Source organism: Ornithinimicrobium tianjinense (assembly GCF_014636495.1).
Classification (GTDB): Bacteria; Actinomycetota; Actinomycetes; order Actinomycetales; family Dermatophilaceae; genus Ornithinicoccus; species Ornithinicoccus tianjinensis.
Map to the genome: position 1 here is coordinate 1 of NZ_BMEM01000006.1, position 23,749 is coordinate 23,749.

At 72.0% G+C, this 23,749-nt stretch carries 18 protein-coding genes; 10 read left to right on the forward strand and 8 right to left on the reverse strand.

The genetic code is table 11. The annotated features are described in order from the left end of the window. Positions 1 to 131 precede the first annotated feature (131 nt). The 4 genes from IEV65_RS14400 (at position 132) to IEV65_RS14415 (ending at position 11,076) form a co-directional block, all read left to right on the forward strand. Positions 132 to 1,235 carry an NADH:flavin oxidoreductase/NADH oxidase gene (locus IEV65_RS14400; protein WP_188431980.1) on the forward strand — a complete coding sequence of 368 codons (1,104 nt, stop codon included), beginning with the start codon at positions 132 to 134 and terminating at the stop codon, positions 1,233 to 1,235. A 99-nt stretch (positions 1,236 to 1,334) separates the two neighbouring features. Beyond that, complete coding sequence (gene pulA, locus IEV65_RS14405) at positions 1,335 to 7,037, forward strand: pullulanase-type alpha-1,6-glucosidase (RefSeq protein WP_188431982.1); 5,703 nt, start codon at positions 1,335 to 1,337, stop codon at positions 7,035 to 7,037. A 44-nt stretch (positions 7,038 to 7,081) separates the two neighbouring features. Next, positions 7,082 to 9,760, forward strand: a complete 2,679-nt coding sequence (pulA, locus tag IEV65_RS14410; protein WP_188431984.1) for a pullulanase-type alpha-1,6-glucosidase — start codon at positions 7,082 to 7,084, stop codon at positions 9,758 to 9,760. A gap of 140 nt (positions 9,761 to 9,900) precedes the next feature. After that, complete coding sequence (locus IEV65_RS14415) at positions 9,901 to 11,076, forward strand: S8 family peptidase (RefSeq protein WP_188431986.1); 1,176 nt, start codon at positions 9,901 to 9,903, stop codon at positions 11,074 to 11,076. 82 nt (positions 11,077 to 11,158) lie between these two features. Here the strand turns inward: IEV65_RS14415 and IEV65_RS14420 are convergent, their stop codons facing one another. After that, positions 11,159 to 11,710, reverse strand: coding sequence for a winged helix-turn-helix domain-containing protein (locus IEV65_RS14420; protein WP_188431988.1), 552 nt, complete (start codon positions 11,708 to 11,710; stop codon positions 11,159 to 11,161). Further along, entirely contained in the window at positions 11,707 to 12,870 is a 1,164-nt protein-coding gene (locus tag IEV65_RS14425) for an AI-2E family transporter (protein WP_188431989.1), read from the reverse strand. The genes IEV65_RS14420 and IEV65_RS14425 overlap by 4 nt, the downstream gene beginning before the upstream one ends. A 181-nt stretch (positions 12,871 to 13,051) precedes the next feature. Between IEV65_RS14425 and rplM the strand changes: the two genes are divergently transcribed. The 3 genes from rplM (at position 13,052) to glmM (ending at position 15,510) form a co-directional block, all read left to right on the forward strand. Next, positions 13,052 to 13,495, forward strand: coding sequence for a 50S ribosomal protein L13 (gene rplM / locus IEV65_RS14430; RefSeq protein WP_188431991.1), 444 nt, complete (start codon positions 13,052 to 13,054; stop codon positions 13,493 to 13,495). A gap of 13 nt (positions 13,496 to 13,508) precedes the next feature. Next, positions 13,509 to 14,012, forward strand: coding sequence for a 30S ribosomal protein S9 (gene rpsI / locus IEV65_RS14435; RefSeq protein ID WP_188431993.1), 504 nt, complete (start codon positions 13,509 to 13,511; stop codon positions 14,010 to 14,012). A 151-nt stretch (positions 14,013 to 14,163) separates the two neighbouring features. Then, entirely contained in the window at positions 14,164 to 15,510 is a 1,347-nt protein-coding gene (gene glmM, locus IEV65_RS14440) for a phosphoglucosamine mutase (protein ID WP_188431995.1), read from the forward strand. Between the two features lie 266 nt (positions 15,511 to 15,776). Here the strand turns inward: glmM and IEV65_RS14445 are convergent, their stop codons facing one another. From IEV65_RS14445 to IEV65_RS14455, 3 genes are read right to left on the reverse strand one after another with little or no spacing between them, the layout of a single operon-like run. Beyond that, complete coding sequence (locus IEV65_RS14445; protein ID WP_188431997.1) at positions 15,777 to 16,802, reverse strand: MauE/DoxX family redox-associated membrane protein; 1,026 nt, start codon at positions 16,800 to 16,802, stop codon at positions 15,777 to 15,779. Positions 16,803 to 16,833: 31 nt separating this feature from the next. Further along, positions 16,834 to 17,349: a beta-class carbonic anhydrase gene (locus tag IEV65_RS14450; RefSeq protein ID WP_188431999.1), complete on the reverse strand. Its 516-nt coding sequence runs from the start codon at positions 17,347 to 17,349 to the stop codon at positions 16,834 to 16,836. Then, a complete protein-coding gene (locus tag IEV65_RS14455) occupies positions 17,346 to 19,070 on the reverse strand; it encodes a fumarate hydratase (protein ID WP_188432001.1) in 1,725 nt (574 codons plus the stop codon). The genes IEV65_RS14450 and IEV65_RS14455 overlap by 4 nt, the downstream gene beginning before the upstream one ends. 43 nt (positions 19,071 to 19,113) lie before the next feature. Here IEV65_RS14455 and IEV65_RS14460 point away from each other — a divergent pair, with 43 nt between their 5' ends. Further along, positions 19,114 to 20,181: a CaiB/BaiF CoA transferase family protein gene (locus IEV65_RS14460; protein ID WP_229735311.1), complete on the forward strand. Its 1,068-nt coding sequence runs from the start codon at positions 19,114 to 19,116 to the stop codon at positions 20,179 to 20,181. Here IEV65_RS14460 and IEV65_RS14465 read toward each other — a convergent pair. Then, positions 20,150 to 21,121, reverse strand: coding sequence for a carbohydrate kinase family protein (locus tag IEV65_RS14465; protein ID WP_188432003.1), 972 nt, complete (start codon positions 21,119 to 21,121; stop codon positions 20,150 to 20,152). The two genes, IEV65_RS14460 and IEV65_RS14465, sit on opposite strands and share 32 nt — an antisense overlap. Position 21,122: 1 nt before the next feature. Beyond that, positions 21,123 to 22,157, reverse strand: a complete 1,035-nt coding sequence (glpX, locus tag IEV65_RS14470) for a class II fructose-bisphosphatase (protein ID WP_188432005.1) — start codon at positions 22,155 to 22,157, stop codon at positions 21,123 to 21,125. An 88-nt stretch (positions 22,158 to 22,245) separates the two neighbouring features. On the opposite strand from glpX, the gene IEV65_RS14475 reads away from it, so the two are divergent. After that, positions 22,246 to 22,854 (forward strand): DUF4245 domain-containing protein, encoded by a 609-nt coding sequence (locus IEV65_RS14475; RefSeq protein ID WP_188432007.1) that lies wholly within the window; start codon positions 22,246 to 22,248, stop codon positions 22,852 to 22,854. Positions 22,855 to 22,900: 46 nt separating this feature from the next. On the opposite strand, the gene IEV65_RS14480 is transcribed toward IEV65_RS14475, so the two are convergent. Next, entirely contained in the window at positions 22,901 to 23,152 is a 252-nt protein-coding gene (locus tag IEV65_RS14480) for an exodeoxyribonuclease VII small subunit (RefSeq protein WP_188432008.1), read from the reverse strand. 78 nt (positions 23,153 to 23,230) lie between these two features. Between IEV65_RS14480 and IEV65_RS14485 the strand changes: the two genes are divergently transcribed. Then, the gene (locus IEV65_RS14485; protein ID WP_188432009.1) at positions 23,231 to 23,647 is read left to right on the forward strand and encodes an antitoxin; all 417 of its coding nucleotides are present in this window, start codon (positions 23,231 to 23,233) and stop codon (positions 23,645 to 23,647) included. Positions 23,648 to 23,749 lie beyond the last annotated feature (102 nt).

The following is a 23,749-nucleotide window of genomic DNA, read 5'->3' on the forward strand; positions in this document are numbered from 1 at the left end:
GACAGCGCCGATGGTACTGCACTGGAGACGGTGTGGGAGAGTAGGACACCGCCGGACCACTATTCCGAAGGCCCCCGACCAGAGTGATCTGGTTGGGGGCCTTTGGCATGCCCGCGCCTAGACTGGCGAGCATGCCAGCCATGCTGTTCTCGCCCCTGACGTTGAGGTCGCTGACCGTCCCAGGTCGGGTCTGGGTCTCGCCGATGTGCCAGTACTCCTGCCGGCCGAGCGAGCCTGGGTTCGTGACGGACTGGCACCTGGCGCACCTCGTCTCCTTTGCGGTCGGTGGTGCCCCGTTGGTCATGACGGAGGCGACCGCGGTGACGCGGGACGGCCGCATCTCGCCCTGGGACGCCGGCTTGTGGGAGGACCAGCAGGTGCGCGCCTGGCAGCGCGTGGTGGACCAGGTGCACCGGGTGGGCAGTGCGATCGGTGTCCAGCTCTCGCATGCCGGTCGCAAGGGGTCGAGCTTCGCGCCGTTCCACGACGAGCACGGCACCGTTCCCGGTGACCGCGGTGGGTGGCAGACCGTCGGGCCCGGCCCCCTGCCCTTCGGCTCTTACGACGCGCCCCGAGGGCTGTCCACCGAGCAGGTCTCGGAGGTCGTCCGAGCCTTCGGCCGGGCGGCCCGTCGGGCGGTGACCGCGGGCTTCGACCTCGTGGAGATCCACGCTGCGCACGGTTACCTGCTCCACGAGTTCCTGAGCCCGCTGGTGAACGATCGTGCTGATCGTTACGGCGGGACCGAGGAGAACCGCGCCAGACTGCTGCTCGAGGTCGTCGATGAGGTGCGTGCCGTCGTGCCCGACCGGATGCCGGTGCTCGTCCGGCTGTCGGCCACGGACTGGAGCGAGCAGGTCCCGGGCGGTGTCGAGGGTGACCTCCAGCGGACGGTCGACGTCGCGCGGGCTCTGGCCGACCGCGGGGTCGACCTGATCGATGTCTCGTCCGGGGGCAACGTGGCCTCGCCCCAGATCCCGGTCGGGCCGGGATACCAGACGCGCTTCGCCGAGCGGGTGCGCTCGTCGGTGGACGTGCCGGTGAGCACCGTGGGGATGATCACGGCGCCTCGACAGGCCGAGCACGTGCTGCGGGTCGGGCAGGCGGACGTCGTCATGCTGGCCCGGGCGGCGCTGGCGGACCCGCACTGGTGGCACCGGGCCGCCCATCAGTTCGGGCACGACCTGCCCTGGCCTCCGCAGTACCGGCGGATCATCGATCGCCACGTCTTCTGAGGAGTCCTGCAAATTCTTGCAGTCTGACTGTTGTGTTGCTGCACGAGCGCGGATAGAGTCTGTCCGTCCCCCACGTGTGTGTCACGCTCAGGAGTCGCAATGTCGCGTCCGTTCCTCGTCGGTCTCGTCTCGACCGCAGTCCTTGCCTCCGGCGCGCTGGCGCCGACCCAGGTCGGCGGAGGCGCGCCCGCTGCGTCCGCAGCCACGCGCACGGTGACGTTGGTCGGCAGCCTGCAGGACGAGCTGGGCTGTCCCGGCGACTGGCAGCCGGCGTGCGAGGCGACGCAGCTCGACCCGGTCGAGGGGAGTGGCACGGCATACTCGGGAGTCTTTGAGGTGCCCGAGGGCACCTGGGAGCTCAAGGTCGCGCTCGACGGCGGGTGGGCCGAGAGCTACCCGGCGGCCAACCTGCACCTCGTGCTCGAGGGGCCCGCGACGATCGAGTTCGGCTACGACGACGAGACGCACCGCGTCGGGATCACGCCGACCGAGCTCGCCGGCGCTGCGGGGGAGGGCGACGAGGCACTCGCGCTGGAGAGCCTGCGGGCGCCGGTGACGCGCGAGCAGTTCTACTTCGTGATGGCCGACCGCTTCGCCAACGGCGACACCACCAACGACACGGCAGGGCTCGCCGGGGACCGGCTCGACCATGGCTTCGACCCGACCGACAAGGGCTTTTTCCACGGCGGTGACCTGGCCGGCATCATGGACCGGCTCGACTACATCCAGGGTCTGGGCACGACCGCCATCTGGCTCACGCCGAGCTTCAAGAACCGCCCCGTCCAGGGCACGGGCGACCAGGCGTCCGCGGGCTACCACGGCTACTGGGTCACCGACTTCACCCAGATCGACCCGCACCTGGGCACCAACGAGGAGATGCGCGAGCTCGTCGACGCCGCGCACGCCCGGGGGATGAAGGTCTACTTCGACATCATCACCAACCACACCGCCGACGTGGTCGACTACGCGCAGGGCCAGTACTCCTACGTCGACAAGGCGACCGAGCCCTACCGCGACGCGGCCGGCAACGCCTTCGACGACCGTGACTACCTCGGCAAGCCGTTCCCCCTCCTCGACCCCGAGACCTCTTTCCCCTACACCCCGGTCTACCGCACCGAGGCCGACGCGACGGTCAAGGTCCCCGAGTGGCTGAACGACCCGACGATGTACCACAACCGTGGCGACTCGACCTGGGCCGGGGAGTCCTCCACCTACGGTGACTTCATCGGCCTCGACGACCTCTTCACCGAGCGCCAGGAGGTCGTCGACGGCATGGTCGACATCTACTCGACCTGGGCGCAGATGGGGATCGACGGCTTCCGGGTCGACACCGTCAAGCACGTCAACCTGGAGTTCTGGCAGGAGTTCAGCCCGCGGGTGCTCGAGGCGGCCCGGGCCGGCAACGAGGACTTCTTCATCTTCGGCGAGGTCTTCGACGGCAACCCGGAGTACCTCTCCTCCTTCACCACGGCGGGCACGCTGCCGGCGGTCATCGACTTCGGCTTCCAGGGGCGGGTCGTGGAGTTCGCCAAGGGGGCCGCGACCACGGGCCTGCGCACCTTCTACGCGCAGGACGACTACTACACCGACGCCGACTCCAACGCCTACCAGCTGCCGACGTTCACGGGCAACCACGACATGGGGCGCGCGGCGATGATGCTCGCGGGCGACTACCAGGGCGAGGAGCTGCAGCAGCGCCTGGAGCTGACCAACGCGCTGATGTTCCTGACCCGTGGCCAGCCGGTCGTCTACTACGGCGACGAGCAGGGCTTCATCGGCGCGGGCGGGGACAAGGACGCCCGTCAGGACATGTTCGCCACCCAGGTCGAGCAGTACTCCACGGAGCCGCTCGTCGCGGCGCCGTCCGGGTCGCACGACCGCTACGACACCGCACACCCGCTCTACCGTCAGCTCGCCGGTCTCAGCGCGCTCGTCAAGGAGCACCCGGCCCTGGCCGACGGCGCGCAGGTCCACCGCTACGCCAGCAACGCCGCCGGCGTGTACGCCTTCTCGCGCGTCGACGCCGACGAGCAGGTCGAGTACGTCGTCGTCGCCAACAACTCCACCGAGCCCCAGACCGTCCAGCTCCCGACCTGGTCGGACCGGACCCAGTTCACCGCGGTCTACGGCGACGACGCCAAGATCAAGACCGGGGCGGACGCGCGCCTGGCGGTCGACGTCGACCCGCTGTCGGTCGAGGTCTACCGCGCGGGGACCGCCCTCGCTCCGCGGCAGGACGCACCCGCGGTGCACCTCACCACCCCTGGTGCAGGCGGCGTCGTCGGGGAGCGCGCCGAGATCCGCGCGGCGGTGTCCGAGGACGCCTTCGCCCAGGTGACCTTCGCCTACCGCCCGGTCGGGACCTCGGACTGGACGGTCCTCGGCACCGACGACAACGCGCCATACCGGGTCTTCCACGACGTCTCCGGTATGCCGTTCGGCACCCTCCTGGAGTACCGCGCCGTGCTCCGCGACGGCTCGGGCAACCTCTCCGCGTCCTCCGGCTACGGCGTGGTGGGGGAGCCCGCGCCGAGCGGCGGCGGCGGTGGGGGCACGGGCCCGGTGGGCCCGGTCGAGCAGCCGGGCGCGGTGTCCGTCCCCGGCAGCCACAACTCGGAGATGGGCTGCGCCGGCGACTGGGCGCCTGATTGCGCGCAGGCGCAGCTGGGCCTGGACGCCAAGGACAGCGTGTGGAAGGGCGCGTGGAGCGTGCCCTCCGGCAGCTGGGAGTACAAGGCTGCGATCAACAACGCCTGGGACGAGAACTACGGCGCCGGCGGCGTCCGCAACGGCTCCAACATCACCTACACCACGGACGGGAGCCAGGTCTCCTTCTACTACGAGCACGCCCGCCACTACGTGACCTCTGACGCCGAGGGCCCGATCGTCACCGCGCCGGGCTCGATGCAGAGCGAGCTGGGCTGCCCGGGGGACTGGGACCCCAGCTGCATGCTGCCCTGGCTCGTCGACGAGGACGCCGACGGCACCTACACCTACTCGACGACCCAGCTGCCCCCGGGCAACTACGAGGTGAAGGTCGCGCACGGCCTGTCCTGGGCGGAGAACTACGGCCAGGACGGCGCTCCCAACGGCGCGAACGTCGGCTTCTCGGTGCCGGCGGCAGGGATCGTCACGACCTTCAGCTATGTGCTCGACACGCACGTGCTCACCGTGACCACCTCGGAGGCGGGCGTGGCGCCCGACCTGACGGCGGCGAAGGCCCACTGGGTCGCGCCGGACCTCGTCGCGTGGCCGGCCGACGGCGTCACCGATCCCGAGCTCACCCGGTGGCGGCTGCACTGGTCCGCCGACGGCGGCCTGGCCATGGACTCCGAGACGGTCACCGGCGGTGACTCGGCGCCGCTGACCTACGACCCGGCAGGCCTGCCGGAGAGCGTCATCGAGGACTTCCCGCACCTGCGGGACCACCTCGCGCTCCGGCTGGACAAGAAGACCACCAAGGCGGCGCCGACGATCCTGCAGGGCCAGGTCGCGGTGGCGATGTATGACGACCTCGGTCGTCTCCGCGACGCCACTGGCGTGCAGGTCCCGGGCGTGCTCGACGCGCTCTACGCCGAGCAGGCGAGGCAGGCGACCTACGGCCTGAGCTGGAAGGGTCGCAACCCCACGCTCCGGCTCTGGGCTCCGACCGCGCAGGACGTCGACGTGCTGCTGTGGCCGCAGGGCGGCACGGGCGAGCCGCGGCGGGTGCAGCTCACCCGCGCCGGTGACGGGTCCTGGTCGGCGGTCGGCAGGGCCGACTGGACCGGGATGGAGTACCTCTTCGAGGTCACCGTCTTCGCGCCGTCGACCGGGCAGGTCGAGGTCAACCAGGTCACCGACCCCTACTCCGTGGCGCTGACGCTCGACTCGACGCGCTCCGTCGTCGTCGACCTCGACGACGCGCGCTGGCAGCCGCAGATCTGGCGCACCGCGGCCGCGCCCACGCTGGGCGACGAGGTCGACCAGACGATCTACGAGCTGCACGTCCGCGACTTCTCGATGAGCGACCCGGACGTGCCGGAGGAGCTGCGCGGGTCCTACCTCGCCTTCGCCGAGGACGGCTACGGCACCCGTCACCTGCGTGCGCTCGCCGAGGCCGGGCTCAACACCGTGCACCTGCTCCCGACGTTCGACATCGCCTCCATCGAGGAGGACCCGGCCGAGCAGACCACCCCAGGGTGCGACCTCACGGCATACCCGGCGGACAGCCCCGAGCAGCAGGCGTGCGTGATGGCGCAGGCCGACACGGACGCGTTCAACTGGGGCTACGACCCGTGGCACTTCATGGCGCCGGAGGGCTCCTACGCCTCCACCGCCGAGACGGCCTTCGGCGGCGAGCGCGTCGCCGAGTTCCGGACGATGGTCGGGGGTCTGCACGCCGACGGCCTGCGGGTCGTGCTGGACCAGGTGTTCAACCACACGGCGCAGTCGGGCCAGGGCGAGAAGTCCGTCCTCGACAGGGTGGTGCCCGGCTACTACCACCGGCTCAACGCGCTCGGGCAGGTCGAGACCTCGACCTGCTGCCAGAACGTCGCGACGGAGCACGCGATGGCCGAGCAGCTCATGGTCGACGCCGTCGTGCTGTGGGCCCGCGACTACAAGGTGGACGGCTTCCGCTTCGACCTCATGGGCCACCACAGCCGGGAGAACATGGAGGCGGTGCGCGCGGCGCTGGACGAGCTGACCGTCCGCAAGGACGGCGTCGACGGGCGGGCCGTGACGCTCTACGGCGAGGGCTGGAACTTCGGCGAGGTCGCCGACGACGCGCGCTTCTACCAGGCGGTCCAGGGCCAGCTCGACGGCACCTCGGTCGCGACCTTCAACGACCGGCTCCGCGACGGCGTCCGCGGCGGTGGTCCCTTCGACGAGGACCCGCGGGCCGAGAAGGGCTTCGCCACCGGCGGCACCAGCGCCAACGACACCGACCTCGTCCAGGTGGGGCTCGCAGGCAACCTGCGTGGGTTCACGCTGCGCAGCCAGGAGACCGGGCAGGTGGTCACCGGTGCGGACATCTCCTACAACGGTTCGCCGGCGGGCTACGCCGAGGACCCGGACGAGGTGGTCAACTACGTCGACGCGCACGACAACGAGACACTCTTCGACACGCTGACCCTCAAGCTGCCCCAGGACACCCCGATGGACCAGCGGGTGCGGCTCAACACCGTCGCGCTCGCGGCCACGACGCTCTCGCAGTCGGTGAGCTTCTGGCACGCGGGTGCCGACCTGCTGCGCAGCAAGAGCCTGGACCGCAACTCCTACAACAGCGGTGACTGGTTCAACCTGCTCGACCTCACGATGACGGACAACGGCTTCGGGCGGGGCCTGCCCCCGCAGGGTGACAACGGCGCGAAGTGGGACCTGATGCGACCGCTGCTCGCCGACGCCTCGCTCAAGCCCGCGGCGGCCGACATCGAGCACGCCTCGCTGATGGCTCAGGACCTGCTGCGGCTGCGCTTCTCCACCGAGCTCTTCCGTCTCGGGGACCCCGCCCAGGTCGAGCAGAAGGTGTCCTTCCCGGTGTCCGGCACCGACCTGGGCGACCCGCAGGTGATCGTCATGCGCATCGACGACACGGTCGGGGCCGACGTCGACCCGGCGCTGGACGGCCTGCTCGTCGTCCTCAACGCCTCGCCCGACACCGTCACCCAGCGGGTGCCGGGCCTGGAGGGCGCCGCGCTGGAGCTGTCGCCGGTGCAGGTCGAGGGCGTCGACGACGTCGTGCGGTCCGCCCGCTGGGACGCCGGGTCGGCGACGGCCACCGTGCCGCCGCAGACGGTGGCGGTCTTCGTCCAGCCGTGAGGCGGGGCGGCGGGTCGGTGGGCGAGAGGTCGTAGGGTCAGCGGATGCACCCGCTCGACCTGACGCTCGCGCGAGCCCACTGGCTCCGCCGTGACCTCGTGGCGCTGCCGGCCACCGCGGTGCCGGCCGGCCACGAGGCCGAGGACCTGCGATGGACGCTGGCGGTCGCGCCGGACGGCGGGCTCGACCCCGCCGCTGCCCCGGAGGAGCTCGCGCTGTCCCTGTCCGAGGGTGCCCTCCCGCACCCCGTCGCGGACGCCTGGCCGCACCTGGCCGCGGCACACCCGCTCCACCTCGACGCGACCGGGGCGGCCCGGGCGGCCGAGCTGCTGACCGGACAGGTGGCCCTCCTGGGCCGGGACGGTGCCGGTGAGCTCGTGCTCGCCACCTCGCTTCAGGTGCCCGGGGTGCTGGACGACCTGTATGCCGCCCGCGCCACCGCGCGTCGGCTCGGGGTGAGCTGGAGCGGGCCTCCGGGGCAGCGGGTGCCCACCGTGACGGTCTGGGCGCCGACCGCCCAGCACGTCGACCTGCTGCTGTGGGACGAGGTCCCTGGTCCTGAGGACGCGCGGGCCTGGTCACCGGCGGGGGAGCCCACCGTGGTCCCGATGACCAGGGACGACGACGACGGCTGCTGGAGCGTCACCGGCACCCAGGGCTGGACCGACCGCAGCTACCTGCTCGAGCTGCTGCACGTCATACCCAGGACGGGCCGGAGGCAGACGGTGCGCAGCACCGACCCGTGGTCGGTCGGTCTGACGGTCAGCTCCACGCACTCGGTGCTCGTGGACCTCGACGACCCACGGTGGGCCCCGTCGGTGTGGCGCGAGACGCCGGTGCCGGCGCCGGTGCGAGCGGTGGACCAGGCGATCTACGAGGCTCACGTGCGCGACCTCACGCGCGAGGACCCCGGGTGTCCGCCGCAGTGGCGCGGGTCCTTCCTCGGGCTGAGCGCCGACGGCGTCGCCCGGCGCCACCTGGCCGCCCTCGCCGGGGCCGGGCTCACCAGCGTCCACCTGCTGCCCGTCTTCGACCTCACCTCCGTGGAGGAGGACCCGCAGCAGCAGGAGGAGGCCGACCGTGCCACCCTCGAGCGGCTCTCGCGGGAGGCCCCGGCCGGGACCCAGCAGCAGGCCATGGTCCGCGCGCACGCCACGCGCGACGCGTTCAACTGGGGCTACGACCCGTGGCACTTCCTGACGCCCGAGGGCTCCTACGCCACGAGCGGGGGCGCGGCTCACGGCGGGCGCCGCGTGGCGCAGTGCCGCGAGCTCGTCGGCCAGCTGCACGCCCTCGGGCTGCGCGTGGTGCTCGACCAGGTCTACAACCACACCACCGACGCCTGGCTGCACCGCGCCTCGGTGCTCGATCGCGTGGTGCCGGGCTACTACCACCGTCTCGACGGCGAGGGCCGGGTCGAGACCTCGACCTGCTGCCAGAACCTGGCGACCGAGCACCTCATGTGCCAGAAGCTCATGGTCGACGCGTGCGTGCTGTGGGTCCGGCAGTACCGCGTGGACGGCTACCGCTTCGACCTCATGGGCCACCACAGCCGCGCCAACCTGGAGGCGGTCCGCGCCGCCCTCGACGCGCTCACCCCGGAGGCGGACGGCGTCGACGGGCGGGCGGTCCACCTCTACGGCGAGGGCTGGAACTTCGGCGAGGTCGCCGGCAACGGCCGGTTCGTCCAGGCCGTCCAGGGCCAGCTCGACGGGACGGGCATCGGCACCTTCAACGACCGCCTGCGTGATGCGGTGCGGGGTGGCAGCGTGCACGACGCCGACCCGACCACCGGGCTCGGGTTCGCCACGGGAGGAGCCGACGCGCGGCATACCGACCAGCTGCAGGTGGGGCTCGCCGGCGGCCTGCGCGACATCGCCTTCCTCTCGCAAGAGACGGGCCGTCCGGTGAAGGGTGCAGAGGTCGCCTACGGCGGCGCGCCGTGCGGGTATGCCGTCTCGCCCGAGGAGGTCGTCAACTACGTCGACGCGCACGACAACGAGACCCTGTGGGACACGCTGGTGCTCAAGCTGCCGCAGAGCACCCCGATGGCCGAGCGGGTGCGCCGCAGCACGCTGGCGCTCGCCACGGTGACCCTGTCGCAGGGCATCTCGTTCTGGCACGCCGGCGCCGAGGTGCTGCGGAGCAAGAGCCTGGACCGGAACAGCTATGCGTCGGGTGACTGGTTCAACGGTTTCGACCTCACGCTGCGGGACAACGGTTTCGGGCGGGGCCTGCCGCCTGAGCCGGACAACGGGGTGCGCTGGTCGATGATGGCCCCGCTGCTCGCGGACGCGTCGCTGCGGCCGAGCACCGCGGACATGGAGCTGGCGCGCGACTGCGCGCTGGACCTGCTCAGGCTGCGGCGCGACCTGCCCCTGCTGCGTCTGGGGGAGCGGGAGCGCATCCTGCGGCAGGTCTCCTTCCCGGTGTCCGGCACGCCGCACGGGCGCCCGGACGTGGTCGTCATGCTCGTGGACGACCGCGGGGCCTCCCCGCAGGACGCGCTCGACCCCGCGCACTCCGGCGTGCTCGTGGTCCTCAACGCCTCGCCGCTGACCGTGACGCAGACGGTGCCCGGGCTCGCGGGCCAGGAGTGGGTGCTCTCCGAGGTGCAGCAGCGCGGCGCGGACGATGTCGTGCGGCAGACCGCGTGGGAGGCCGGCCCCGGCCGGGTGACCGTGCCCGGCCTGACGGCGGCCGTGCTCGTGCGCCCGGCCTGACGTAGGGGACAGGTCAAGGATCGGTCAAGAACTGGTACAGAGTGGGTCAAGTCTCTTGCCGCGTCGGACGTGGCGCAGCAGGATGTGCAGCACGCGCCACGGAGCTGTGGCGTACGCCACATTCTCGGAGGAGATGACTCATGACCGTTCGTCCCCTGCTCAGCGCCCTCGCCGGCGCGGGTGTCCTCACCCTGGCGCTGCCGGGCGCCGTCGCCGCCACCGCGGCGCCGAGCGCGGGCACCGCAGCGTCCAGCTACATCGTGATGCTCGACGCCGGCGCCGACGCTGCCGCCTCGCCCGGTGAGGTCGGCCGGGCCACGGCCCGCGCCGTGGCTGACGCCCGCGCCCGGGGCATCTCGGTCGAGCGCACCTACACCGCTCTCGGCGGGTATGCCGCGATGATGACCCCCGCCCAGGCCCGCGCGCTGGCTGCCGACCCGTCGGTGACCACGGTCGCGGCCGACGGCGCGGTGAGGATCAGCGCCGACCAGAACAACGCCACCTGGGGGCTGGACCGCATCGACCAGCGCAGCCTGCCGCTCAACGGGGTCTACAGCTACACCGCCACCGGCTCCGGCGTCGACGCCTACATCCTGGACACCGGCATCCGCAGCACCCACGCCGAGTTCGCCGGACGCGTGCTCCCGGGTGCCAACTTCGCCAAGGGCAAGTCGACCACCGAGGACTGCAACGGTCACGGCACGCACGTGGCGGGCACCGTCGGCGGCTCGACCTACGGTGTGGCGAAGGGCGTCAACCTGGTGCCGGTGCGCGTGCTCGACTGCCGTGGCTCCGGCACCTGGTCCGGCGTCATCGACGGCATGGACTGGGTCGTGGCCAACGCCTCGGGTCCGTCCGTGGCGAACATGAGCCTCGGCGGTGGGGCGAACGCCGGCATCGACGACGCGATCAAGCGGATGACGGACGCCGGGGTCACCACGGTCGTGGCTGCGGGCAACGAGACGGCCGACGCGTGCACGACCTCGCCGGCGCGGGCCGCGAGCGCGATCACCGTCGGAGCCACCGACAAGACCGACACGCTGGCCTCCTTCTCCAACTTCGGCTCCTGCGTCGACATACTGGCGCCGGGCGTGAGCATCACCTCGGCGTGGTACCGCTCCGACACGCAGACCAACACGATCTCCGGCACCTCGATGGCCTCGCCCCACGTGGCCGGTGCTGCGGCGCTGGTCCTGCAGGGCAGCCCGTCGGCCAGCCCGGCTCAGGTCGCCCAGTCGCTGACGTCCTCCGCGACCAGCGGCGTCGTCAAGAACGTCAAGGGATCGCCCAACCTGCTGCTCTACACGGCGGGCTGACCCGACCGCCGATGGCGACAGGTCGGCCCCCGGCGCTCGCCGGGGGCCGACCTGTGTCGTGGTCAGGCGTCGTGAGGGGCGGTCAGCGTCGGCCGACCGGCAGCGCGCAGGTGTAGACGACCACGCGCTTGGCCTGCGGGTTGCCCTGCCCCACGCGACGGTAGCGCTCGAGCACCTCGAGCAGCTCGGCCCGCATCGCCGTCGCCTGCTCCGCGGTCACCTGGACGGTGTGGTCCTCCAGGCCGCACACCTCCTGCCAGGTGGGCTCCCACTCCGAGCGGTCCCGTAGCCACGCCTGGGCGCGGTCCCCGAAGTGGGCCAGGTAGTCCAGCGCCAGCCAGTCGGCGGCCTGGGCGTCGTCCTCGTCGAGCGGCTCGTCGCCGCCGAGCACGACCGCGCGGTCCCGCGTGGCGGTGGCCCGCCAGACCCGACGCCGGCCGGTGCCCGTCCCCGTGTCCTCGACCAGCCCGACCTCCTCGAGCCGGCGCAGATGGTATGACGTGGCACCCGAGTTCGTCTCCAGCACCGCGGCCAGCTGGGTGGCGGTGGCCTCGCCGTGCACGCGCAGCTCGGCCAGCAGCCGGCTGCGCAGCGGGTGGGCCAGGCTGCGCAGGGCGCCCCGGTCGGTGCTCATGGGTTCTGCAGGACGGCGTCCCGGGTCGATTCCGCCCGTGCGGTCTCCGGGTCGGCGGCGAGGAAGGCGTTGGCCCACCGGGCCTGCGGATCGGCGTCCACGAGGAGCGCCTTGACGAGGAGCGTGGCCGGCAGGGCCAGGAGCGCGCCGACCGGCCCTAGCACCCAGGCCCAGACGACCAGGGACAGGAAGGTCACGGTGGGACCGACGCCGACCGCGTCGCCGGTGAACTTGGGCTGGATGATCGTCTGGACGACGAAGTTGAGGACCGTGTAGACGATCACGACGACGAGGGCGTTCATCGGCCCGTTGGCCAGCAGGGCCATGAGCGCGGGCGGGACGAGACCGATGACGAAGCCCACGTTGGGGATGTAGTTGGTGATGAAGGCCAGCACGCCCCACGCCAGCGCGAGGGGAACGCCCAGCACGACGAGGGCCACCACGTCCAGGACGGCGACGATGAGACCGAAGACGGTGGTCACGACCCAGTAGCGCCGGACACCGTCGGCGAAGGAGACCAGGGCCTGGGCCAGTCGGGGGTGCTGCTCGCCGACGAGCGCGATGCGCCGGCCCGCGGTGAGGGAGTCGACCATGAGGAAGAAGATGATGATGAGCGTGGTCCCCAGCAGGCCGAGCGCTCCGCCCACGTTGCCCAGGACCCCGCCGAGGGCGCCGATGATCGCCTCCGGGTTGAGGGCGGCGGTGACCCGCTCGAGCATCGCGTCCTCGTCGATGCCGAACCGGGCGAGCACGTCCAGACCCTGCCGGTAGAGGTCCTCGAACTCCTGCTGGTAGCCCGGCAGCTCCTGCACCATCTGGGTCACCGACCAGCCCAGCGCGTAGAAGAAGCCGACGAGGAAGGCGAACACCGACGTCCCGGCCACGAGCGCGCCCAGCCAGCGGGGCAGGCCGGCCCGGGTCAGGGCCGACTGCAGCGGCGCCGCCACCAGCACCAGGTTGAGCGCCAGGAAGAGCGGGGCGATGTAGTCACGCAGCTGGTTCATCCCGAGCAGGACAGCCATGGCCAGGGCGACGCCCAGCAGCACCACGACCGCGCGCGGCAGACGCTGGACCACGGGTGGGGGCGGGAGGGCGACGGGTGGTGCGGGAGCAGGATGCGGGGTGCGGGCGCGGCGGCGCAGCGCGGGCAGGAGCGGCATGTGCTCACCCTAGGGGAGCAGGCCGGAGAATGCACACTTGTTGTGCACAAAGGTGCTGCGCGCGCCCGGGCGAGGGCCGCCATACCCGCCTTGACCTGCGGAGATGTCCCATTTGGGCGCTCCTGCGGGCCGGGCTAGACTAGAACGGTTGCCCACCCATCCGACGACGAAGGTTTGCACCGTGCGTACTTTCACCCCCAAGCCTGGCGACATCCAGCGCGCCTGGCACATCATCGACGCGCAGGACGTCGTGCTGGGGCGCCTGGCGTCCCAGGCCGCGAGCCTGCTGCGCGGCAAGCACAAGACCATCTTCGCTCCCCACGTCGACACCGGTGACTTCGTCATCATCGTCAACGCGGACAAGGTCGCCCTGACCGGCTCCAAGCTGGAGAAGAAGAAGTCCTACCGCCACTCCGGCTACCCGGGCGGTCTGCGTGCCGAGACCTACGAGGAGATGCTGGAGAAGCACCCCACCCGTGCGGTGGAGAAGGCGATCCGCGGCATGCTCCCCAAGAACTCGCTCGGCCGGGCCCAGCTGAAGAAGCTGAAGGTCTACGCCGGCGACACCCACCCCCACGCGGCGCAGCAGCCTGTGCCGTTCGAGATCTCCCAGGTCGCTCAGTAAGGGACTGTGACAGATGACTGACCTCAGCTACGACGTCGAGTCCGACGAGTTCGACGAGAACGCCGTCTCGGAGTACACGACCGAGTCCGCCGCCGCCTCCACCGAGGCCGCCGCACGTCCGACCGCCTCCGCCCCCGGCGCCGGCACCGGTCGCCGCAAGCAGGCCGTCGCCCGCGTGCGCATCGTGCCGGGCACCGGCGAGTGGAAGATCAACGGCCGCACGCTCGCGGACTACTTCCCGAACAAGGTGCACCAGCAGATCGTCAACGAGCCGCTGGCCGTGCTCGAGCTCGACGGCGCCTACGACGTGCTCGTCCGCGTCCACGGCGGTGGCCCCTCCGGCCAGGCCGGGGCCGTCCGCCTCGGTGTCGCCCGTTCGCTGAACGGCGTGGACGCGGAGCTCAACCGCCCGGCGCTGAAGAAGGCCGGCCTGCTCACCCGCGACGCCCGCGTCCCGGAGCGCAAGAAGGCTGGTCTCAAGAAGGCCCGCAAGGCGCCGCAGTACAGCAAGCGCTGACCCGAGGCCGCGCGAGCGCGCCGCACGGTCCGGACGGCCCGGTGGGAGCACCTGCTCCCGCCGGGCCGTCGGCGTTGGTGGGCGTCCCGACGTGAGGCATACTCTCGGATGGTCCGCAGCCCGCGGACGCCAGCAGATTGGGTGGACAGGAATGGCACGACTCTTCGGCACCGACGGGGTGCGCGGACTGGCGAACAAGGACATCACGGCCGAGCTCGCGCTCGACCTGTCCGTCGCGGTGGCTCACGAGCTGGGGGGCCACAGCGCCTTCGGTGGTCACCGCGCGACGGCGGTCGTGGGCCGCGACCCCCGCGCGTCCGGGGAGTTCCTCGCCATGAGCGTCATGGCCGGTCTGGCGTCGGCCGGCGTGGACGTGCTGGACGCGGGCGTGCTGCCGACGCCGGCCATCGCCTACCTCACTCAGCGGATGAACGCCGAGATGGGCGCCATGCTCTCCGCCTCGCACAACGCCATGCCCGACAACGGGCTGAAGTTCTTCGCCCGCGGCGGCCACAAGCTGGCCGACGACCTCGAGGACCGGATCTCCGAGCGTCTGGGCGTGGAGTGGGAGCGCCCCACCGGCGCCGGCGTCGGCCGGATCCGGCCCTTCCCCAGCGGTGCCGAGTTCTACATCGAGCACCTGCTCCGGGCCGTGCCCGGACGGCTGGACGGTCTGCGGATCGTCATCGACGCGGCACACGGCGCGGCGTCGGTCGTGGGCGCGGAGGTCTTCCGGCGCGCGGGCGCGACGGTGGACGTCATCGGCGGTGAGCCCGACGGGCTGAACATCAACGACGGCTACGGCTCGACCCACCTCGAGCAGCTCGAGGCTGCGGTGCGCCTGCGCGGGGCCGACATGGGTGTCGCCTTCGACGGCGACGCCGACCGGTGCCTGGCGGTCGACGCCGACGGCAACCGCGTCGACGGGGACCAGATCATGGCCATCCTCGCGCTGTCGCTGCACGAGCGCGGCAAGCTCGTCGACGACACCCTCGTCGCCACGGTGATGAGCAACCTCGGGCTGATCCAGGCGATGGAGCGCGAGGGCATCCGGGTCGTCCAGACGGCGGTCGGCGACCGCTACGTCCTGGAGGAGATGCGGGCCCGGGGCTACACCTTGGGCGGCGAGCAGTCAGGGCACGTCATCATGCTCGATCACGGCACCACCGGCGACGGTGTGCTGACCGCGCTCGCCCTGGCCCAGCGGGTCGTCTCCTCCGGCACGCCGCTGTCCGTGCTGGCGGGCGTGATGACCCGGCTGCCGCAGGTGCTGGTCAACGTCAAGGGCGTGGACAAGGACCGGGTGGAGACCGACGAGGGCGTCCGCGGCGACGTCGCGGCCGTCGAGGCCGAGCTGGGCTCGCAGGGCCGGGTGCTCCTGCGCAAGTCCGGCACCGAACCGCTCGTGCGGGTCATGGTCGAGGCTGACACCGAGGAGCGCGCCCAGGCGTATGCCGAGCGCCTCGCCGGCGTCGTGCAGGAGCGCCTCGCCCTCTGACCGTCACCGGGGCTCCTCGCTCTCTGACCGTCACCGGGGGCTCCTCGCGCGCTGAGCTCTGCCCGGGGCTCCTCGCCCACCCGCGCATGCATGTGCAAGGCTGGCATGTCACATTGGTCGTCAGGGCGTTCCTTGTGACACAACAGCGGCGGTCGAGCCGCTGAGGAGATGGCACCGGGAACCTGCGTGCCTCTGAGCGCCGCGGTGCCCTTGCTCGGTCGTGCGGTGTCAGGACTGGTTGGCCGGGAGTCAGGCTTGGCCGCGTGTCAGGCCTGGTCGGCCGGGACCTCCGCCTGGGCGAGCTCGGCGGCGATGTCCTCGACGAACTCCTCGATCGCGTTCACGCCGTTGACCGGCCCGCCGGCCAGGAGTCCGTCCATCCCGAGCAGGACGGCGGCGGGGCTCACCCCGGCTCCGAGCGCGTCGTAGAGGGTCGAGCCCGGGTCCCACCAGACGCCCTGGACGGCCGACAGCTCGGGCGCGTCCCAGGGCCTGTGGGTGTGGACGAGCTGGACGTCCAGCTGCGGCAGCCGCTCGCGCCAGCCCTCCAGCCGCGCGATCGTGTCCATGGTGCTCCCGCACCAGCAGTTGGCCAGCACGAGCAGCTGGGCACGGTGACGCGTGAGGGCGTGCAGGGTGCGGGGCTCGAGGTCCTGGCTGAGGAGGCTGCCGCGCGGGAACGGCCGGCGGACGTAGTCCAGCTCGTCGGGCGCCCGGGTCGACTCCGCGGCGCCCCGGTCGCGGCGGCGGGCGGCAGGGGTCCGCGACTCGGACCCGGCGCCCCCGAGGACGAGGACGGCCACCGTGGCCTGCCCCACCGCGAGGACCAGCCACAGCCAGTCGCCCGCGCTGAAGCGCGCCACCAGGGCTCCGGCGGCCGAGCCGCCGAGGGCGATCCAGGATGCCACCAGGGCCAGCGCGAGCAGCAGGACGTTGCGCCAGACCGTGCGGGCGGTGATCTGGTGGTTGCCGACCCGTCCGAAGCAGCCGCAGGTCGGCCGGGGGTCGAAGGTCATGGCGCGGGCCACGACGAGCAGGAACGCGGTGAACAGGCCCAGTGCCAGGGCGGCGCCCACGGCATACGTCCAGATCCAGGGGGTGAGGAGCAGGACGGCGGCGACCAGCTCGACCACCGGGAGCAGGCGCGGCACGACCGCGCCAGCGAGGAAGGACGGCAGGCGCAGCAGCCGGATCATGCTCGCGGTCGAGCCGGGGTCGCCGAGCTTGGCGACCCCGCTCAGCACGAGGACGGCGGCGAGCGTCAGCGGTGCGAGGGCGAGCGCGACGGGCATGCCCACCAGGCTACGTGACGCGTCAGCGACGTCAGACCAGCTGCTGGAGGCGACCGTTGTCGACGTCGTAGAGGAAGCCGCCGACCTCGGCCCGGCCCTGGATGAGCGGGTGGCTGGTCACCCGGTGGACGTCCTCGACGAGCGCGGCGTGCTGGTCCGGCACGACGTGGAAGTGCTGCCACCAGGCGTCCTGGCCGGAGATCTCGCTGATCTTCTCGCGCAGCTCGTTCTCGCTCATCTTCGTCATCGCGCACCGGGTGTGCGGGACGATGAGGACGCGGCGCACGTTGAGCAGGTGCACGGCGAGCACCAGCGCCTCCAGCGCCGCGTCGGTGACGCGACCGCCGGGGTTGCGGAAGATCTTGGCGTCGCCGTGGGTCAGCCCGACCATCTTCAGCGGCTCGATGCGTGAGTCCATGCAGGTCACGATGGCCACGCCGGCACGGGCGATGCCGTCGAAACCCTTGAGCTCGTCGGCGTGGTTGTCGGAGTAGCTGGCGTTGGCGGCGAGCAGGTCCTCGAACGCGGTGCCGGTGGTGTCGTTCATGCGTGGGCCTCCATCTGGGTGCGGGTGGGGATGGTCGTGCCGAGCGGAGTGCTGACGTCGGCGAAGAAGTCGTTGCCCTTGTCGTCCACGACGATGAAGGCCGGGAAGTCCTCGACCTGGATCTTCCAGACCGCCTCCATGCCCAGCTCCTCGTACTCCACGACCTCGACGCTCTTGATGCAGTCCTGGGCGAGGCGGGCGGCGGGGCCCCCGATCGAGCCGAGGTAGAAGCCGCCGTGGCGCTGGCAGGCGTCGGTGACCTGCTGGCTGCGGTTGCCCTTGGCCAGCATGACCTTGGAGCCGCCGGCGGCCTGGAACTGGTCGACGTAGCTGTCCATGCGCCCGGCCGTCGTGGGACCGAAGCTGCCCGACGGCATACCCTCCGGGGTCTTGGCCGGGCCGGCGTAGTAGACGGGGTGGTTCTTGAGGTAGTCCGGCATCTCCTCGCCCGCGTCCAGCCGCTCCTTGATCTTGGCGTGCGCGATGTCGCGGGCGACGACGAGCGGACCGGTGAGCGAGACGCGGGTCTTGACCGGGTGCGTGGAGAGCTCGGCCAGGATCTGCTCCATCGGCTGGTTGAGGTCGATCCGCACCGTCGCGCCCTTGCCGGTGCCGGTCACGCCGTGCGTCTCGGCGTCGAGACCGGCATCGACCTGCTCGGGCAGGAAGCGCGCCGGGTCGGTCTCCAGCTGCTCGATGAAGACGCCCTCGGGAGTGATCTTCGCGAGGAGCTGGCGGTCGGCGGAGCAGGAGACCGCGATCGCCACCGGCAGGGAGGCGCCGTGGCGGGGGAGGCGGATCACGCGGACGTCGTGGCAGAAGTACTTGCCGCCGAACTGGGCCCCGATCCCGAACGAGCGCGTCAGCTCGTGGACCTGGGCCTCGAGCTCGGGGTCGCGGATCCCGTGGCCCTCCAGGCCGCCCTCGGTCGGCAGGCTGTCGAGGTAGCGGGCCGAGGCGTACTTGGCGGTCTTCAGCGCGAACTCCGCCGACGTGCCGCCCACAACGATCGCCAGGTGGTAGGGCGGGCAGGCGGCGGTGCCGAGGCTGCGCAGCTTCTCGTCGAGGAAGGACAGGAGCCGCTCGGGGTTGAGCAGCGCCTTGGTCTCCTGGTAGAGGAAGGACTTGTTGGCGGACCCGCCACCCTTGGCCATGAAGAGGAATTTGTAGGTGTTCTCGTGCCCGGGTGCGGTGTCGGCGTAGAGCTCGATCTGGGCCGGCAGGTTGGAGCCGGTGTTCTTCTCGTCCCAGAAGGTGAGCGGGGCCATCTGCGAGTAGCGCAGGTTGAGGCGGGTGTAGGCGTCGAAGACGCCCCGGCTGATGGCCTCCTCGTCGACCCCGTCGGTGAGCACGTGCTGCCCGCGCTTGCCCATGACGATCGCGGTGCCGGTGTCCTGGCACATCGGCAGGATCCCGCCGGCGGCGATGTTGGCGTTCTTGAGCAGGTCGAGCGCGACGAACTTGTCGTTGTTGCTGGCCTCGGGGTCGTCCAGGATGCTGCGCAGCTGCTGCAGGTGACCCGGGCGCAGGTAGTGCGCGATGTCGTGCATCGCCGTCTCGGTCAGCAGGCGCAGCGCCTCGGGCGCCACCTCCAGGAAGGTCCGGCCGCCCGGACCCTCCACCGTCGCGACGCCCTCCGTGGTGAGCAGCCGGTAGGGCGTCTCGTCCTCGCCCAGGGGCAGCATGTCGCGGTAGCGGAAGGTGGGGGAGGTTTCAGGCATGGCCCGAGGATAGTCGGCCCGGTCCTGCCTCTAGGTTGGGGCCATGGGTATGACGTCGCTCGCGGCCCCGGGTCCGCTCGCCGGGGTGCGGGTGGTCGAGCTGGAGGGGCTGGGCCCGGCGCCGCACGCCGCCATGATGCTGGCCGACCTGGGGGCGGAGGTGGTGCGCGTCGAGCGCGCCGACGGCGGAGGGCTGCGGCTGCACGACGCGCGGCCGGACCCGGTGCTGCGGGGCCGAGCGCGCACCGTCCGCGTCGACCTGCGCACAGCAGAGGGCGTGGACGAGGTGCTCGGGCTCGTGGAGGAGGCCGACGTCCTCGTCGAGGGGCTGCGGCCGGGGGTGGCCGAGCGGCTCGGCGTGGGACCGGAGGACTGCGCGGCCCGCAACGACCGCCTGGTCTACGTCCGGGTGACGGGATGGGGCCAGGACGGCCCGTGGGCGGGGCACGTCGGGCACGACATCAACTACGTGGGCCTGACCGGCGCCCTGCACGCGATCGGCGCCGCCGACCGGCCGCCGGCACCTCCCCTCAACCTCGTCGGCGACTTCGGCGGCGGTTCCATGCTCGCCGTCGTGGGCGCGCTCGCCGCCCTCGTGGCCCGCGCGAGCACCGGTCGGGGCCAGGTCGTGGACGCCGCCATGGTGGACGGCACCGCGGTCCTGTCCCAGCTGACCCTCGGGCTGATGGCAGCGGGGCGGTGGAGCCTCGAGCGCCAGGCCAACCTGCTCGACGGCGGGGCGCCGTTCTACCGCACCTACGCCTGCGCCGACGGCCGCTACGTCGCGGTGGGCTCCCTCGAGCCGCGGTTCTACGCCGCGCTGCTCGACGGGCTCGGCCTCGAGGCTGGCTCGCTCCCGGACCGCGAGGACCCCACAGCCTGGCCGCGGCTGCACGAGCTGCTCGAGAAGGCTTTCCTCGCGCAGTCCCGCGACGCGTGGGCTGCGCACTTCGAGGGCACCGAGGCGTGCGTGACCCCGGTGCTGACCTATGCCGAGGCGGCCGAGCACCCGCACCTGCGGGCACGGGCGACCTACCTGGTCCGCGACGGCGCACCGCAGGCGGCGGCCGCGCCGAGGTTCAGCCCGCCGGGTGGGCCTCCGGCTCGGTGAGGTCGGCGCGGGTGGGCGCCGCGGCACCGGCCCGCGCGACCGTCCAGGAGGCGCAGGCGACAGCGCGCCGCAGGGCGTCGGACACGTCCTCGAGGTCCGCCCGGCGCAGGCGCTCGCGGGCCGCGGGCGAGCCCAGCAGGCCGGCGTCGAGCAGGCCGCTGAGCAGCCCTGCCATGAAGGAGTCCCCTGCGCCGACGGTGTCGACGACCTCCACCGCCACCGCGTCCAGCTCGACCGTGAGGTCGCGCGCGGACAGGTGGATCACGGCTCCCTCGCCCCCGCGGGTCACCACGACCAGCTCCGGACCCAGCCGTCCCCAGAGCTCGACGACCTCGACGACGGGAGCGTCGTCATACAGCCAGACCACGTCCTCCAGCGAGGCCTTGACCACGTCGCTGCGTCCGATGCACTCCTCGATCCGGGAGCGCACGTCGTGGGCCGGGCCCATGATCGTGGGGCGGCAGTTGGGGTCGTAGGAGACCGTCGCCGTGGCGCGGACGGTGGAGAGCAGGTCCAGGACGGCCGAGGCGCCGGGCTCCAGGGTCGCGGCGACCGAGCCAGTGTGCACGTGGCCGATGCCGTGCAGGTCCTGCGGCCCGACCTGCCAGGCGAGGTCGAAGTCGTAGGTGGCCACCCCGTCGGCGTCCAGGTGCGCGGTGGCCCTGGACGTCCGTGGCGCGGTGTCGGACCCGGGGGTCAGCACGACGTCCGCGTCGAGCAGGTGCTCGCGGATCCGCTCTCCGTCCTCGTCGTGGCCGAGGTATGCCGTCAGTCGGCTGTCGTGGTCGAGCGCGGCGAGGCCGACCGCGACGTTGGCGGGGGAGCCGCCCACGTGCGCGGTGGACGCGCCGCCGTCGTGCGGGACGACGACGTCGAGCAGTGCCTCGCCCACGGTCAGGACGGTGGTGTGGTGGGCCTCGAGGAGGGTGCGGCCGCTCATCTCACAGCTGCTTGGTCTCGGGCGCCCAGGCGTCGGCGATCTGGGCGACCTTGTCGAGGCGGTGGTGGGCGATGATCTCGCGGATGGTGCCCGACTTGGACCGCATCACCAGGGAGTTGGTCACGGCGGTGCCGGCGCCGTACCGGACGCCGGCGAGCAGGTCTCCGGTCGTGATCCCGGTCGCCGCGAAGTAGCAGTTGTCGCTCGTGACGAGGTCGTCCGTGGAGAGCACCCGGTCGAGGTCGTGGCCGGCGTCGATGGCCCGCTGGCGCTCCTCGTCGTCCTTGGGCCACAGGCGGCCCTGGATGACGCCGCCCATCGCCTTCATCGCGCAGGCCGTGATGATGCCCTCCGGGGTGCCGCCGATGCCGATGAGCATGTCCACCGGGGACGCCTCGCGGGCGGCGGCGATGGCACCGGCGACGTCGCCGTCGGTGATGAAACGGAGGCGGGCGCCGGCCTCGCGGACCTCGCGGACGTACTGCTCGTGCCGCGGACGGTCGAGCATGATGACCGTGATCTCCTCGACGTAGCGCTTCTTGGCGCGCGCGATGCGCTTGAGGTTCTCCTTGATCGGCAGCCGGATGTCCACGCGGTCAGCCACCTCCGGGCCGACGACGAGCTTGTCCATGTAGAACACCGCAGACGGGTCGTACATCGTGCCGCGCTCGGCGACCGCCATCACGGCGATCGAGTTGTCCATGCCCTTGGCGGTGGGGGTCGTGCCGTCGATCGGGTCCACCGCCACGTCCACCTGCGGGCCCGTGCCGTCGCCGACGTGCTCGCCGTTGAAGAGCATCGGCGCCTCGTCCTTCTCGCCCTCGCCGATGACGACGATGCCGTCCATGGCCACCGAGGAGATCACCTTGCGCATCGCCTCGACGGCGGCGTTGTCGGCGAGGTTCTTGTCGCCCCGGCCCACCCAGCGGCCGGCGGCCAGGGCTGCGGCCTCGGTGACGCGCACGAGCTCCATGGCCAGGTTGCGGTCCGGGATGACCGTCTCGGAGCTGGGGCGGGTGGTCCTGTCCACGGTCATGGGACTCCTTCGTCGTCGCTGCGGGTCTTCACGGTCAGCCTAGCGGCCGGGGGCCGTCGCGGCCGCGACCGGATGCGACCATGGAGGGGTGAGCAACGAGCCGGTCGAGAGCCGCCCCACCGTCGTCTCCCCGTCCCCCGAGGACAAGCGCCGCAAGCGCCTGGCGAGCTACTCCGTGCAGAACATGATCTGGTCCACCCTGGCCGTGGGGGCCGTCGCGCTGGCGTGGTGGTCGCTGACCTTCAACCCCAGCGAGTCCCAGCGCCGCCCGCCGGAGGTCACCCAGACCGCGACCTACGTCGTTGAGCAGTCGCCCTGGCCGGTGTGGGTGCCGGAGCCCGGTGACAGGTGGGTGCCGACGGTCGTCTCGTACGAGCCGCTCGAGGGTGTCCAGACGTGGCACATCTCCTACACCTCCCCCGAGGGGGAGTATGTCGCTCTCCACCAGGCTGCGGATGTCACCGACACCTGGCGGGCGGCCGTCCTCGGGGCGGCGCAGGAGGACGGTGAGGTGCGGCTCGACGGCCCGGGCGGCACCCGGATCTGGCAGGCCTGGGAGGGCGAGAAGGGCAGCAACTCCGAGCGCGCCTACGTGCTCGGTCCGGAGGAGACCGGCGGCTCGACGACGGTCCTGCACGGCACGGCCAGCCCGGAGGAGTTCCAGGCCTTCCTGAAGGTGATCGAGGCGCGGGACTGAACCGGCCGGAGGGCGCGTCGCGGCCTGCGCAGCCCTGCCCTGTGCGTCAGTCCTCGGTGACCGGGTCGTCGTTCGCGGTGGCAGCGGTTGCGCGGTCCAGGGTCTCCTGAGCGGCGTCGAGCTTGGCCTGGCAGTGCGCGGCGAGCGCCTCACCCCGCTCCCAGAGCGCCATCGCCTCCTCGAGCGGCACCTGCCCCGACTCGATGCGTGACACCAGGGCGACGAGCTCGTCCCGGGCCTGCTCGTAGCTCAGCTCCTCGACCGGGGCGGCCTCGTCCTGCGGGGTGCTCTGGCTCATCCCGCCAGCCTAACCCCCTGCCCGCACCAGGCCGTTTCGCTACGGTGGTCGGATCCAGTCCCCCGACGAGGAGCAGCGATGAGCGACCAGCCGCACAACCTGACCGGTGGAGAGGCGATCGACAAGGTCAGGGACTATGCCCAGGAGTACGCCCAGGAGAACCCGGACAAGGCCCGGGACCTGATCGACAAGGTCGAGGACCTGATCGACGAGCAGACGGGCGGGAAGTTCTCCGGCGCTGTGGACGGCGCCGGCGACTGGGTCGAGAAGCAGATGGACCTTCCCGAGGAGAGCACACCGACCGCACCCGGCCCCGACGAGCCCGCGGAGCCGACCCGTCCCAGCGACCCGACCGCCCCGGACGGGCCTGCGGCCCCCGGCCCGTCAGCACCTGAGCCCCCGTCCCCGGCGGAGCCGACCGCTCCCGAGCCGGGCACCACGGAGCTTCGTCCGTCAGGCGACGAACCCACGGGCACCTCGCCCTCCGCGTCCTGACCCGACCGGACAGGCGGTAGTGCCGGACCGGACAGGCGGTAGTGCCCACCCCTGACCCGACCGGACAGGCGTTAGTGCCAACCCAGACCGACCGGACAGGCG

Excerpts from the sequence above, each read along its gene's own strand:
- IEV65_RS14465 (WP_188432003.1), bottom strand. The coding sequence starts at position 21,121 with ATGAGCGGCCGCACCCTCCTCGAGGCCCACCACACCACCGTCCTGACC.
- IEV65_RS14455 (WP_188432001.1), bottom strand. The coding sequence starts at position 19,070 with ATGCCTGAAACCTCCCCCACCTTCCGCTACCGCGACATGCTGCCCCTG.
- pulA (WP_188431982.1), top strand. The coding sequence starts at position 1,335 with ATGTCGCGTCCGTTCCTCGTCGGTCTCGTCTCGACCGCAGTCCTTGCC.
- glmM (WP_188431995.1), top strand. The coding sequence starts at position 14,164 with ATGGCACGACTCTTCGGCACCGACGGGGTGCGCGGACTGGCGAACAAG.
- IEV65_RS14400 (WP_188431980.1), top strand. The coding sequence starts at position 132 with ATGCCAGCCATGCTGTTCTCGCCCCTGACGTTGAGGTCGCTGACCGTC.
- IEV65_RS14420 (WP_188431988.1), bottom strand. The coding sequence starts at position 11,710 with ATGAGCACCGACCGGGGCGCCCTGCGCAGCCTGGCCCACCCGCTGCGC.
- glpX (WP_188432005.1), bottom strand. The coding sequence starts at position 22,157 with ATGACCGTGGACAGGACCACCCGCCCCAGCTCCGAGACGGTCATCCCG.
- IEV65_RS14480 (WP_188432008.1), bottom strand. The coding sequence starts at position 23,152 with ATGAGCCAGAGCACCCCGCAGGACGAGGCCGCCCCGGTCGAGGAGCTG.
- IEV65_RS14460 (WP_229735311.1), top strand. The coding sequence starts at position 19,114 with ATGGGTATGACGTCGCTCGCGGCCCCGGGTCCGCTCGCCGGGGTGCGG.
- IEV65_RS14445 (WP_188431997.1), bottom strand. The coding sequence starts at position 16,802 with ATGCCCGTCGCGCTCGCCCTCGCACCGCTGACGCTCGCCGCCGTCCTC.
- IEV65_RS14485 (WP_188432009.1), top strand. The coding sequence starts at position 23,231 with ATGAGCGACCAGCCGCACAACCTGACCGGTGGAGAGGCGATCGACAAG.
- IEV65_RS14425 (WP_188431989.1), bottom strand. The coding sequence starts at position 12,870 with ATGCCGCTCCTGCCCGCGCTGCGCCGCCGCGCCCGCACCCCGCATCCT.
- IEV65_RS14450 (WP_188431999.1), bottom strand. The coding sequence starts at position 17,349 with ATGAACGACACCACCGGCACCGCGTTCGAGGACCTGCTCGCCGCCAAC.
- rpsI (WP_188431993.1), top strand. The coding sequence starts at position 13,509 with ATGACTGACCTCAGCTACGACGTCGAGTCCGACGAGTTCGACGAGAAC.
- pulA (WP_188431984.1), top strand. The coding sequence starts at position 7,082 with ATGCACCCGCTCGACCTGACGCTCGCGCGAGCCCACTGGCTCCGCCGT.
- IEV65_RS14415 (WP_188431986.1), top strand. The coding sequence starts at position 9,901 with ATGACCGTTCGTCCCCTGCTCAGCGCCCTCGCCGGCGCGGGTGTCCTC.